General features: G+C 71.3%; 12 protein-coding genes. 4 read left to right on the top strand and 8 right to left on the bottom strand.

The features are described from left to right. Positions 1–86: 86 nt before the first annotated feature. The 3 genes from guaB to ACFVIU_RS17675 form a co-directional block, all read right to left on the bottom strand. The gene (gene guaB, locus ACFVIU_RS17685; RefSeq protein WP_385843396.1) at positions 87–1592 is read right to left on the bottom strand and encodes an IMP dehydrogenase; all 1506 of its coding nucleotides are present in this window, start codon (positions 1590–1592) and stop codon (positions 87–89) included. A 163-nt stretch (positions 1593–1755) separates the two neighbouring features. Further along, positions 1756–2343, bottom strand: a complete 588-nt coding sequence (locus tag ACFVIU_RS17680; RefSeq protein ID WP_385843395.1) for a sigma-70 family RNA polymerase sigma factor — start codon at positions 2341–2343, stop codon at positions 1756–1758. A gap of 1691 nt (positions 2344–4034) precedes the next feature. Then, positions 4035–4646, bottom strand: a complete 612-nt coding sequence (locus tag ACFVIU_RS17675) for a response regulator transcription factor (RefSeq protein ID WP_003948568.1) — start codon at positions 4644–4646, stop codon at positions 4035–4037. Positions 4647–5027: 381 nt separating this feature from the next. Here ACFVIU_RS17675 and ACFVIU_RS17670 point away from each other — a divergent pair, with 381 nt between their 5' ends. Further along, positions 5028–5357: a WhiB family transcriptional regulator gene (locus tag ACFVIU_RS17670; RefSeq protein WP_385843393.1), complete on the top strand. Its 330-nt coding sequence runs from the start codon at positions 5028–5030 to the stop codon at positions 5355–5357. Between the two features lie 100 nt (positions 5358–5457). On the opposite strand, the gene ACFVIU_RS17665 is transcribed toward ACFVIU_RS17670, so the two are convergent. Then, positions 5458–6357, bottom strand: coding sequence for a LysR family transcriptional regulator (locus ACFVIU_RS17665; protein WP_385843392.1), 900 nt, complete (start codon positions 6355–6357; stop codon positions 5458–5460). Between the two features lie 79 nt (positions 6358–6436). On the opposite strand from ACFVIU_RS17665, the gene ACFVIU_RS17660 reads away from it, so the two are divergent. From ACFVIU_RS17660 to ACFVIU_RS17650, 3 genes are all read left to right on the top strand, one after another. Beyond that, a complete protein-coding gene (locus tag ACFVIU_RS17660) occupies positions 6437–7105 on the top strand; it encodes an MOSC domain-containing protein (protein ID WP_385843391.1) in 669 nt (222 codons plus the stop codon). Positions 7106–7157: 52 nt separating this feature from the next. Continuing rightward, on the top strand, positions 7158–7931 hold the full coding sequence (locus tag ACFVIU_RS17655; RefSeq protein ID WP_385843389.1) for an SDR family NAD(P)-dependent oxidoreductase: 774 nt from the start codon (positions 7158–7160) through the stop codon (positions 7929–7931). Between the two features lie 100 nt (positions 7932–8031). Next, positions 8032–8739 (top strand): ester cyclase, encoded by a 708-nt coding sequence (locus ACFVIU_RS17650; protein WP_385843388.1) that lies wholly within the window; start codon positions 8032–8034, stop codon positions 8737–8739. 84 nt (positions 8740–8823) lie between these two features. On the opposite strand, the gene groL is transcribed toward ACFVIU_RS17650, so the two are convergent. The 4 genes from groL to ACFVIU_RS17630 all read right to left on the bottom strand — a co-directional run bounded on the left by groL (position 8824) and on the right by ACFVIU_RS17630 (position 12884). Further along, positions 8824–10449 carry a chaperonin GroEL gene (groL, locus tag ACFVIU_RS17645; protein ID WP_385843387.1) on the bottom strand — a complete coding sequence of 542 codons (1626 nt, stop codon included), beginning with the start codon at positions 10447–10449 and terminating at the stop codon, positions 8824–8826. A 116-nt stretch (positions 10450–10565) separates the two neighbouring features. Continuing rightward, positions 10566–10874 carry a co-chaperone GroES gene (gene groES, locus ACFVIU_RS17640; protein WP_039652762.1) on the bottom strand — a complete coding sequence of 103 codons (309 nt, stop codon included), beginning with the start codon at positions 10872–10874 and terminating at the stop codon, positions 10566–10568. A gap of 238 nt (positions 10875–11112) precedes the next feature. Next, complete coding sequence (locus ACFVIU_RS17635; protein WP_385843386.1) at positions 11113–11940, bottom strand: polysaccharide deacetylase family protein; 828 nt, start codon at positions 11938–11940, stop codon at positions 11113–11115. After that, a complete protein-coding gene (locus ACFVIU_RS17630) occupies positions 11937–12884 on the bottom strand; it encodes a polysaccharide deacetylase family protein (protein WP_385843385.1) in 948 nt (315 codons plus the stop codon). Before ACFVIU_RS17630 ends, ACFVIU_RS17635 begins: the two co-directional genes overlap by 4 nt. Positions 12885–12897 lie beyond the last annotated feature (13 nt).

Here is a 12897-nt window from a genome sequence, read left to right as displayed (position 1 = left end):
ACCACAAGGGCGGCCCCGGTTGCTCCGGAGCCGCCCTGGGCCGCGCTCACGCGCACGCGTGGAGGTGCGTGCGTGCTACCTGAGAGCTACTTCCTGCTGTAGTTCGGCGCCTCGACCGTCATCTGGATGTCGTGCGGGTGGCTCTCCTTCAGACCCGCCGAGGTGATCCGCACGAAACGCCCGTTGGTCTGGAGCTCGGGCACGGTCTTGCCGCCGACGTAGAACATCGACTGGCGCAGACCGCCGACCAGCTGGTGGACCACGGAGGACAGCGGGCCGCGGTAGGGCACCTGGCCCTCGATACCCTCGGGGATCAGCTGCTCGTCGGAGGCGACGCCCTCCTGGAAGTAGCGGTCCTTGGAGAAGGACTTGCGGTCGCCGCGGGACTGCATCGCGCCGAGCGAACCCATACCGCGGTACGACTTGAACTGCTTGCCGTTGATGAACAGCAGCTCGCCCGGGGACTCCTCGCAGCCCGCGAGCAGCGAGCCCAGCATCACCGTGTCGGCGCCCGCGACCAGGGCCTTCGCGATGTCGCCGGAGTACTGGAGGCCACCGTCGCCGATCACCGGGACACCGGCGGCCCGGGCGGCGAGCGCGGCCTCGTAGATCGCGGTGACCTGCGGGACGCCGACACCGGCGACCACGCGGGTGGTGCAGATGGAGCCCGGGCCGACACCGACCTTGATGCCGTCGGCGCCCGCGTCCACCAGCGCCTGGGCGCCGTCGCGCGTGGCGATGTTGCCGCCGATGACGTCCACGCCGGAGGAGTTCGACTTGATCTTGGCGATCATGTCGCCGACCAGCCGGGAGTGGCCGTGCGCGGTGTCCACGACGATGAAGTCGACACCGGCCTCGATCAGCGCCTGGGCGCGCTCGAAGGAGTCACCGGCCACACCGACCGCCGCGCCGACCAGCAGCCGGCCCTCGGCGTCCTTGGCCGCGTTCGGGTACTTCTCCGCCTTGACGAAGTCCTTGACCGTGATCAGGCCCTTGAGGACGCCCGAGTCGTCCACCAGCGGCAGCTTCTCGATCTTGTGCTTGCGCAGCAGCTCCATGGCCTCCGGGCCGGAGATGCCGACCTTGCCGGTGACCAGCGGCATCGGGGTCATGACCTCGTGCACGCGGCGGCTGCGGTCGCTCTCGAAGGCCATGTCACGGTTGGTGACGATGCCGAGGAGCTTCTTGTCGTTGTCCGTCACCGGGACGCCGCTGATGCGGAACCTGCCGCACAGCGCGTCCGCCTCGGCGAGCGTGGCCTCGGGGTGGATGGTGATGGGGTCGGTGACCATGCCGGACTCGGAGCGCTTCACCAGGTCGACCTGGTTGGCCTGGTCCTCGATGGACAGGTTGCGGTGCAGCACGCCGACACCGCCCTGGCGGGCCATCGCGATCGCCATGCGGGACTCGGTCACCTTGTCCATGGCGGCCGACAGCAGCGGGATGTTGACCCGCACGTTCTTGGAGACGTAGGAGGCGGTGTCGATCTCGTCGGGAGCCATGTCCGACGGGCCCGGCAGCAGCAACACGTCGTCGTAGGTCAGCCCGAGTGTCGCGAATTTACCGGGCACTCCGTCGACGTTGGCAGTCATGACACCTTCCCCAAATGGCCTTGATCGGTGCGGATGTCCATGCTAACGGGAAGCATCGCTAGCAAATTCCACGGTACTGGGTCGCTTCAGGCTTCGTATGTTCGTACGACAGCAAGCCTGCGCCTGGTCAGGAAAGGCCGCGGCGGGGGCTTTGCCCAAGGGGTTACTGCTCGGCGAGCGCGCGCAGCCGGCTCAGCGCCCGGTGCTGGGCGACCCGGACGGCTCCGGGTGACATTCCCAACATCTGCCCGGTCTCCTCCGCGGTCAAGCCCACGGCGATGCGCAGCAGCAGCAGTTCCCGCTGGTTCTCGGGCAGGTTGGCCAGCAGCTTCTTGGCCCACTCGGCGTCGCTGCTGAGCAGGGCGCGCTCCTCCGGGCCGAGGGAGTCGTCGGGCCGTTCCGGCATCTCGTCGGAGGGCACCGCCGTCGAACCGGGGTGGCGCATCGCGGCGCGCTGGAGGTCGGCGACCTTGTGGGAGGCGATGGCGAACACGAACGCCTCGAAGGGGCGGCCGGTGTCGCGGTAGCGGGGCAGCGCGAGCAGCACCGCCACGCAGACCTCCTGGGCGAGGTCCTCGACGAAGTGCCGGGCGTCGCCGGGCAGCCGGGACAGCCGGGTGCGGCAGTAGCGCAGCGCGAGGGGGTGGACATGGGCGAGCAGATCGTGCGTGGCCTGCTCGTCACCGTCGACGGCACGATGCACGAGGGAGCCGATCGCCCCCTGGGCTGTGCCCGCCTCGTCGTCGCGCATCGGTCCATGGTGCCCTGCGGCCGTCCGGTCCGTCGCATCGTGCTCGTGGTTGTGCACCGAAGCGTTATGAGCAGGTGCGCCGGCACTCATTCCCTGCGCCCTCCCCTTCCGCTCGACCGACTCGTCCCCGAGAGACTCCACACCTCAAGGATGCGGCATCCGCGCCGAAACGAGCAGCGGGCGTCCGCCAGACCCCCGCACCCCCCACCAACCGGCGCATCCGACCAGCCCGGCAGCGCCTGGCACATCCCGTCGCACGGGCGGCCGTCGAGGGCGGAGGGAATCACCACCGCGGGGGCCGGCGGAGAGGGGGGCGCCGGGCGGGTCGGCGCTGGGGCGGACGCGGTGGCGCCCACGCGGCCGAGGGCGTCTCTCGCCACCCCCGGAACGCTCCGGCCCGGACCGGCCCCCGAGGCAGCACTACACGCAGCGCGTGACTCGGCAGCCGACGCAGCGCCCGTGGCGGAGACAGCACCCGGCACAGCAGCCGAACGAGCCGCGGCCTGGCCGACAGGCAGAGCAGCCGGAACCCTCACAGCCTCGCCGACAGGCACAGCAGCCGGCACCGTCACGGCCCAACCGGCCCGCACAGCACCCGCCACCGTGCCCGGCACAACGCCGAACGCGCCCACGGCCACCGGCCGGGCGCCCCAGTCATCGCAACGGCAGCCACAGGCGGCGGACACCCCGAGGCGACCGGGCACGGAGACAGCCAGCACGGCAGGCACCCCAAGGCGACCGGGCACGGAGACAGCCAGCACGGCAGGCACCCCAAGGCGACCGGCCCCGGAGACAGTCAGCACGGCAGGCGCCCCAAGGCGACCGGCCCCGGAGACAGCCAGCACGGCAGGCGCCCCAAGGCGACCGGCCCCGGACACCGCAGCCACGCCAAACGCCCCGAGCCGACCTGTCACCGACACCGCAACCAGGCCAGACACCCCAAGGCGACCAGTCGCAGAAACGGCCGACACGTCAGACGCCCCGAAGCGACCGGCCCCGGACACCGCAGCCACGCCAAACGCCCCGAGCCGACCTGTCACCGACACCGCAACCAGGCCAGACACCCCAAGGCGACCAGCCGCAGAAACGGCCGACACGTCAGACGCCCCAAGGCGACCGGCCACCGACACCACAGCCACGCCAAACGCCCCGAGCCGACCTGTCACCGACACCGCAGCCACGCCAGACACCCCAAGGCGACCAGCCGCAGAAACGGCCGACGCCTCAGACGCCCCGAAGCGACCGGCCACGAAGACGGCCGACACACCAGACACTCCGAGCCGACCAGCCACCGACACCACAGCCACGCCAAACGCGCCAAAGCGACCGGCCACGAACACGGCCGACACGCCAGACACCCCGAGCCGACCACCCACGGCGACGACCCGCCCAGCCGGCACCGCAGCCGCGCCGCCGATCACCGCCGTACGACGCCCGCTCCCGGCGCTCCGGCCACAGGCGCCCCCGCCCGCACCCACCACCCCACCGCAGCCGGTGCCACCGGCACACCCGCTCGGGCCGGCCGGGGCCGGATGCCGAGGAGGGGGTGCCGAGGGGGTAGCCGTGGGTGGCGCGGGCGCCGCCGAGTCGCCCGGCCGCCACCGCCGATGCCGTTGCCCGTCGGGGGTGCCAGGTCCCGGGAGGCGGCCGGTGCGCTGGCGCGCCGTCCGCCCCGCAGGGCTGTGCATGTCCTACCGGACCAGACCCCAGCGGAAGCCGAGCGCCACCGCGTGGGCCCGGTCCGAGGCGCCGAGCTTCTTGAACAGGCGCCGCGCGTGCGTCTTCACGGTGTCCTCGGAGAGGAACAGCTCACGGCCGATCTCGGCGTTGGAACGGCCGTGGCTCATGCCCTCCAGCACCTGGATCTCGCGCGCGGTGAGCGTGGGCGCGGCGCCCATCTCGGCCGAGCGGAGACGGCGCGGCGCGAGGCGCCAGGTGGGGTCGGCGAGCGCCTGGGTCACCGTGGCCCGCAGTTCGGCGCGCGAGGCGTCCTTGTGCAGGTAGCCACGGGCGCCGGCGGCGACCGCGAGGGCCACGCCGTCCAGGTCCTCGGCGACCGTGAGCATGATGATGCGCGCGCCGGGGTCGGCGGAGAGCAGCCGGCGGACGGTTTCGACACCGCCGAGGCCGGGCATGCGCACGTCCATCAGGATGAGGTCGGAGCGGTCGGCGCCCCAGCGGCGGAGGACTTCCTCGCCGTTGGCCGCCGTCGTCACGCGCTCGACGCCGGGCACGGTCGCGACCGCGCGGCGGAGCGCTTCTCGGGCAAGCGGGGAGTCGTCGCAGACGAGGACGGATGTCATGACCGCCCTCCGCAGCTGATGCGCGTCACCTTGAGCCTCCAGGCTGGTACGGAATCGTCACCTGTGCGGTCGACCGCCTCGGACGCCTGCCCGAGCGCTTGTGTTCTCAACCGCCTCCGCACTCTCAACGACGGTCACTCGAAAGAGTTACGGGCCCGCGTGCCGTCTTCGGCACTCTACGTGAGGGGCCCGACACGGTGCAGTCACGAGCAAGAGACCCTCAACTTTTCATCACAACCTATGCCCCATTCGGACCCTTTTCTTCCCGTTTCGTGGTGTCCGAGGCTAGATTCGCAATGAGTCATATTTTCATCTCCTTAGACCGGAGATGTACGGTCGTTGGCACCGTATCCGCCCAGAACGGCTACAAGGGGTCACGTAATGGCAGATTTCTCCCGCCTTCCCGGACCGAACGCGGACCTGTGGGACTGGCAGCTGCTGGCTGCCTGCCGCGGGGTGGACAGCTCGCTCTTCTTTCACCCGGAAGGCGAGCGCGGGGCGGCACGGAGCGCTCGCGAGAACTCGGCCAAGGAGGTCTGCATGAGGTGCCCGGTCCGTGCGGAGTGCGCGGCGCACGCGCTGGCGGTGCGCGAGCCGTACGGAGTGTGGGGCGGCCTGACCGAGGACGAGCGCGAAGAGTTGATGGGGCGGGCACGCAACCGCCTGGTGCCGGCCTCGGCCGGCTCCGGCGGCACCGCCTCGACCGCCTGAGAAGAGCTTGAAGCACGCCTGAAGGAACGTTTCTGCGAAGAAGTACGCACACAGCAGGCCGCGCAGAAGCCGCACCCGCGGCTCCGGGTTCCTCCGGCCCCTACGGCCGCCGGGCCGCGCGGGCCAGCTGCTCCAGCGTCGCCGCCACGGCCGGCACCTGTGCCAGGTCGGGCAGGGTGAGGGCGACGATCTCCCGCCGTACCGCCGGTTCCAGCCGGACCGCACGCACCCCCCTGGGCCGTACCGACTCCACCGCCAGCTGGGGCAGTACGGCGACTCCGAGGCCCGCGCCGACCAGGCCGGCCACCGCCGGATAGTCGTCCGTGGCGAAGTCGATGCGCGGGCTGAAGCCGGCCCCCTCGCACACCTCCACCAGCTGGCCCCGGCAGCGCGGGCAGCCCGCGATCCAGGGCTCCTCGGCCAGCTCGCCGATGGCCACGGTCTCCGCGCGCGCGAGGCGGTGCCGTTCCGGTACGAGGGCCACCAGACGGTCCGTCAACAGGGGGCGGACGACGAGGTCGTCCCAGTCCTCGGCGACGGCCGCGCCCTCGTAGCGGAAGGCGAGCGTCAGGTCGCAGTCGCCGTCCCGGAGCAGGGCGACGGACTTCGGGGGCTCGGCCTCCTCCAGCGAGACACGGGTGCCGGGGTGGGCGGCGCGCAGGGCGGCCAGGGCGGTGGGGACCAGGGTGGAGCTGCCGCTGGGGAAGGAGACCAGCCGGACCCGGCCGGCCCTCAGGCCCGCGATGGCGGCGACCTCCTCCTCGGCGGCGGTGAGTCCGGCGAGGATGCCGGAGGCGTGCCGGACGAGGGCCTCGCCGGCCTGGGTGAGGCGCATCTCGCGGCCGCTGCGCACCAGCAGCGGGGTGCCCACGGAGGTCTCCAGGGCCTTCATCTGCTGGCTGACGGCGGGCTGGGTGCAGCCCAGTTCGCGCCCCGCCGCCGAGAAGGACCCGGTGGCGGCTACGGCGCGCAGGACGCGGAGATGACGTGCCTCGATCACCCCTTGAGCATAAGGCAGCCTTAGGGAAAGCGCCCAATAATCGCTCGACGCTTTGAGGCAGGCCCCGTACCGTACCGGCATGAAGCTTCTCTCCCTCAACCTGGGCCGTCCGCAGCGGGTGCCGTACACGAGCCAGCGGGACGGCGTGACGGGCATCGACAAGAAGCCGGTCGACGGGCCGGTGCGGGTGACGGCGCCGGGGCCCAAGGGGACCGGCGCGAGCGGGCTGGCCGGGGACGCGGTGTGCGAGCTGCGCCACCACGGCGGCGACGACCAGGCGGTGTACGCCTACGCGCGCGAGGACCTCGACGACTGGGAGCGCGAGCTGGGCCGACCGTTGGCCAACGGTTGCTTCGGCGAGAACCTCACGACGATCGGGCTGGAGGTCTCCCGGGCGCTGGTCGGCGAACGCTGGCGGATCGGCGCGGAACTGGTCCTGGAGGTGACCGCCGGGCGGATCCCGTGCCGCACCTTCGAGGGCCATTTGGGCGAGCGGGGATGGGTGAAGAGGTTCACCCGGAAGGCCGCGACCGGTGCCTACCTGCGGGTGATCGAGCCGGGTGAGATCCGCGCGGGCGACGCGATCGAGATCGTCCACCGGCCGGACCACGGGGTGACGGCGGAGATGCAGTTCCGCGCGGCCACCACGGAGCGGGAACTGCTGCCGCGGCTGCTCGCCGCGGGCGAGGCGCTGCACTCGGAGTCGCTGGCGGCGGCCCGCAAGTACGTGGCGGAACAGGCCGGCTGAGGGCCGGTCACCGGCAGCGGGCGCTGTCGGTGCGGGTCACTACCCTTGGGCCATGACAACGGCTCTGATTACGGGATCGACCGCGGGGATCGGTGCCGCGTTCGCGCGGCGGCTGGCGGCGGACGGACATGACCTGGTCCTGGTGGCCCGGGACACCCGCCGACTGCGCGAGCAGGCGACGGAACTGCACGACCGGCACGGCATCGAGGCGGAGGTGCTGACCGCCGACCTGTCCGAGGACAAGGGCATCGAGGCGGTGGCCGACCGGCTCGGCGACCGGAAGAACCCCGTCGACCTGCTGGTCAACAACGCGGGGTTCGGCAACAAGGGCCGCTATCTCGAGGTGCCCATGGCCGACGAGCTGAAGATGCTCAAGGTGCACTGCGAGGCGGTGCTGCGGCTGACCTCGGCGGCGGTCGAGGGGATGCGGGAGCGCGGCCGGGGCGGGGTCGTCAACGTCGCCTCGGTGGCGGCCTTCGTGCCCCGGGGGACCTATGGCGCCTCCAAGTCCTGGGTCGTGCAGTTCACCCAGGGCGCGGCGCGGGACCTGGCGGGCAGCGGGGTGCGGCTGATGGCGCTGTGCCCGGGCTTCGTGCGCACGGAGTTCCACCAGCGGGCCGGGATGGGCACGGACAACATCCCGGGCTGGCTGTGGCTGGACGCCGACAAGCTGGTCGCCACGGCGCTCGCCGATCTCGCGCGGGGCCGGACGCTGTCCATCCCGGACCCCCGGTACAAGGCGCTGATGGGCCTGGTGAAGGTGGCGCCCCGGGGGCTGCTCGGCGGGGTCACCTCGAAGACGGGGCGCAAGTACGGGCCGCAGTAGTGCCCGAGGGCCGCACCCGTCGGTGAACGGGTGGCGCCGTCGCCCCGGTGGGAAGATGGGCCTGACGGAAACCGGGCCAGGGGGGCCGGGAGGCGGCGTCATGACCTTCGTACAGCTCATCGAGTGCAGGACGAGCCGGCTGGACGAGATGAACCGGCTCATGGACGACTGGGTCGAGCAGACCAAGGGGAAGCGGACGGCGCGGCACGCGCTGGTCGGCAAGGACCGCTCGGACGCGTCGCACATCGTGGAAGTGGTGGAGTTCTCCTCCTACGAGGAGGCGATGCGGAACTCGAACCTGCCGGAGACCGACCGGATCTTCGAGGGGATGGTCGCGCTGTGCGACGAGATGCCGACCTTCGTCGACCTGGACGTCGTACGGGACGAGCGGCTGGCGGAGGACGCCGTCCGCAGGTTCTTCGCCGCGTTGGAGCAGGCCGGCGAGCTGGCTCCGTTCAACGACCTGCTGGAGGAGGACATCCACAGCCATGACCCGGTGAACCCGCAGGACACCATCGGGCTGGACAACGTCCGCAGCGAGTTCCGGATGTGGCGGGGCGCCTTCGACTTCACCTGGTCGCTCGAGGACGTGTTCACCGAGGGCGACCGGGCCTGTGCGCGGTGGACCTGGCGGGCCACGCACACCGGTGACTTCCTGGGCATCCCGCCCACCGGCCGGAAGGTCACCATGACCGGGATGACGCTGTTCCGGTTCGGTGCCGGCGGAAAGATCGCCGAGCTGTGGTGGCAGCACGACCAGCTGGGGCTGATGCAGCAGCTCGGCGCGCTGGACGAGCTGGAGCAGTGAACGGCCGATGGCCCGGCGCCGCAAGGGCGGCACCGGGCCATCGTCAGGGTCTGCGCGTCACAGGGCGCGCGGTGACCGGTTCGCTCAGTGGGCGTGGCCGTGGCCGTGGCCCGCGGCGGCCGGCTCTTCCTCTTCCTTCTTCTCGACGACCAGGGTCTCGGTCGTGAGCAGCAGGGAGGCGATGGAGGCGGCGTTCTCCAGGGCGGAGCGGGTGACCTTCACCGGGTCGATGACGCCGGCCTTGACCAGGTCGCCGTACTCGCCGGTGGCGGCGTTGTAGCCCTGCCCCTTCTCCAGGTCCTTGACCTTGGAGACGATGACGTAGCCCTCCTGGCCGGCGTTCTCGCCGATCCAGCGCAGCGGCTCGACCACGGCGTTGCGGACGACCGCGACACCGGTGGCCTCGTCGCCGGTCTTGCCGAGGTTGCCCTCGAGGACCTTGGAGGCGTGCACCAGGGCGGAGCCACCACCGGAGACGATGCCCTCCTCGACCGCGGCGCGGGTCGCGGAGATGGCGTCCTCCAGACGGTGCTTCTTCTCCTTCAGCTCCACCTCGGTGGCGGCGCCGACCTTGATCACGCACACGCCGCCGGCCAGCTTCGCGAGGCGCTCCTGGAGCTTCTCGCGGTCCCAGTCGGAGTCGGTGTTCTCGATCTCGGCCTTGATCTGCGCGACGCGGCCGGTGACGTCCTCGGACTTGCCGCCGCCGTCGACGATGGTGGTGTCGTCCTTGGTGACGGTGACGCGGCGGGCGGTGCCGAGCACGTCGAGACCGGCCTGGTCGAGCTTGAGGCCGACCTCCTCGGAGATGACGGTGGCGCCGGTGAGGACGGCCATGTCCTGGAGCATCGCCTTGCGGCGGTCGCCGAAGCCGGGGGCCTTCACCGCGACGGCGTTGAAGGTGCCGCGGATCTTGTTGACGACCAGGGTCGACAGGGCCTCGCCCTCGACGTCCTCGGCGATGATCAGCAGCGGCTTGGAGGCGCCGGCCTGGATGACCTTCTCCAGCAGCGGCAGCATGTCCTGGATGGAGGAGATCTTGCCCTGGTTGATCAGGATGTAGGGCTCGTCGAGGACGGCCTCCATGCGCTCCTGGTCCGTGACGAAGTACGGCGACAGGTAGCCCTTGTCGAAGGCCATGCCCTCGGTGAAGTCCAGCTCCAGACCGAAGGTGTTGGACTCCTCGACGGTGATGACACCGTCCTTGCCGACCTTGTCCATGGCCTCGGCGATCAGCTCGCCGACCTGCTGGTCCTGGGCGGACAGCGCGGCGACGGCGGCGATGTCGGACTTCTCGTCGATCGGACGGGCGGTGGCCAGCAGGTCGTCGGAGACGGCCTTGACCGCGGCGTCGATGCCCTTCTTCAGGGCGGCCGGGGAGGCACCGGCGGCGACGTTCTTCAGACCCTCGCGGACCAGCGCCTGGGCGAGGACGGTGGCGGTGGTGGTGCCGTCACCCGCGATGTCGTTGGTCTTGGTCGCCACCTCCTTCACCAGCTGCGCGCCGAGGTTCTCGTACGGGTCCTCGATCTCCACCTCACGGGCGATGGTGACGCCGTCGTTGGTGATGGTGGGGGCGCCGAACTTCTTGTCGATGACGACGTTGCGGCCCTTGGGGCCGATCGTCACCTTCACCGTGTCGGCCAGCTTGTTGACGCCGCGCTCGAGGGCGCGACGGGCGTCCTCGTCGAACTTCAGGATCTTCGCCATGACAGCGGGAGCCCTCTCGGAAATCTGTGGGTGAAAAACCGAACTGCGCCCCGGGCGCCCGGCTTCGTTATCGGTCGCGGGGGCCAGGGGCGCAGCTCAGAATGCTTGAGGTGGTCTTACTTCTCGATGATCGCGAGAACGTCGCGAGCCGAGAGGACGAGGTACTCCTCGCCGTTGTACTTCACCTCGGTGCCGCCGTACTTGCTGTAGAGGACGACGTCGCCGACCTTGACGTCGAGCGGCAGACGCTCGCCGTTCTCGAACCGGCCCGGGCCCACGGCGAGGACGGCGCCCTCCTGGGGCTTCTCCTTCGCGGTGTCCGGGATGACCAGGCCGGAAGCCGTGGTCTGCTCGGCGTCGAGCGGCTGGACCACGATGCGGTCCTCGAGCGGCTTGATGGCAACCTTGGAGCTGGCGGTCGTCACGATCCGACCTCCCCCTTCGGAGATCTCACGGGGTTAACTGTCTGAGGTGGCGACCAGGTCGATCCGTCGTCGCGGGTGCCGGACCTGCCCGTCGCGTTTGTTGGCACTCTCCAGGGGGGAGTGCCAGAGCGAGACTATGACCGCGATTAGCACTCGGTCAAGCCGAGTGCCAATTCCGGCCGCGCGTCGCCCACAGGTCCGGCCGAGCACACCGCGGCACGCCCCCCGTGGGCCGGCCCTAGAGGTAGTCCTCCAGCCGTCCGACCGTCAGTCCCCGTCGCTGGATGCGGCGCAGCAGCCGCGCGGTCCGCCGGCGCAGCGACGGGCCCGTCGTCCCGTCCGGGCCGACGAGGACGATGTCGCCGGGTTCGAGCCGGTGTTCGCCGTGCGTGTAGACGAGGTCGGCCGGGGTCATCACGGCCCGCCACAGCACGATCGCCGAGATGCCGCAGTCGGCCGCCGCGCGCAGGGTGACCGTGTCGTACGTGCCGTGGGGCGGGCGGAACAGCCGGGGGTGGACGCCGAGGCGGGCGGCGAGGCGGCTCTGCTGGCCGCAGATCTCGGCGCGCTGGCCGGCGTACGGCACTCCGCGCAGGGCGCGGTGGTCCAGGGTGTGGTTCTCGATGCCGGCGCCGAGCCGGTGCAGCCGGGCGACGTGCGGGTAGCCGCGGCCGGCGACGCTGTCGGTGAGGAAGAGGCTCACCGGGAGCCGGAGTTCGCGGACTATGGCGAGGAAGCGGGGGTCGCGCTCGGCGCCGTCGTCGTAGGTGAGGAAGACGACCCGGTCCCGGGTGGGGACGTGGTCCAGGACGGGCGGGGTGGCGCGGCCGCCCGGGCGCGCCGCGAGCGGGCGGCCGGCGGGCGGTGCGGGGGGCCGGGCGAGCGGTTCGCTCAGCCCCCAGTGGCGGTACGGCTGGTCGGGGGCGGGGCCGTGCGGGCGCACCTCCTGGGCGGCTTTTCTGCCCAGGCGTTCGATGGGGTCGACGGACTGGGCGCAGCCGGCGAGGAGGGCGGCCGCGAGGAGGGCCGCGGCGAGGACCGCGGCCGGGCCCCGCCGCGGCCTCACAGGTAGTCCTCCAGGCGGGCCACCGCGTAGCCCTCGCGCGTGATCCGGTTCAGGAAGCGGCGCATGTCGTCGACCATCGTGCCGTTCCAGTCGGAGCGGCCGCGGAAGTGGGTCAGGACGATGTCGCCCTTGCGGAACTGCTGGTCGTCCTCGCGGAACTCCCAGTGGTCGACGAAGACCTCCTCGTTCCAGATCGGCGCGTATCTGATGCCGCAGGCCTTGGCGGCGCGCAGGGTGTCCTGGTTGTAGTTGCCGTAGGGCGGGCGGAAGACGGTCGGGCGCTTGCCGAACTCCCGCTCCATGATGTCCTGCATGCCGCAGATCTCGTCCTTCTGCTCCTCGTAGGACAGACCCGGCAGGTAGGGGTGGTGCAGGGTGTGGTTGTTGAGGGTGTGGCCGTAGGACTGCATCTTCCGGAAGTAGCCGTAGTCGTCCTTCACCAGGTAGTTGCTGAGGAAGGCGGTGTACGGGATCTTCAGGTCCCGCATCATCTTCAGGAACCGGGGATCCTTCTCCGAGCCGTCGTCGATCGTGAGGAAGACGACCTTGTCGCGGGTCGGGATCGTGGTGAAGACCGGGGGCAGGTCCCAGTCCTCCTGGTGGTCGACCTCGAAGCCGGGGCGTGCGGTGATCTCCGGCTTCTTCCTGGGCGGGGCGGGCGGAGTGAGCGGGACCTCGTCCAGCCCCCAGCGCCGGGCGGCGGCGACCAGCCGGGCGTGTTCGGCGGCCCGCCGGGCCTTCGGCGACAGCACGTGGGCGGGGCCGCCCTGGCCGGGGGCGGCGGGGGCCGCGGGGGCGACGGAGTCGGGACCGGCGCAGCCGGCGAGGAGCGCGGCCGAGGCCAGCGCGGCGGCGGCGCAGCCGAGGGCCGTCCGGCGGACGCGGGCCCGGGGACCGCATCGCAGTCCGGCCCGATTTTTATCGTTTTGTACGACTACTCGCATGGTGCCGGATCCT

The sequence above is a fragment of the Streptomyces sp. NPDC127190 genome, from assembly GCF_042672505.1.
Classification (GTDB): Bacteria; Actinomycetota; Actinomycetes; order Streptomycetales; family Streptomycetaceae; genus Streptomyces.
This window is presented reverse-complemented; position numbering and strand designations above follow the sequence as displayed.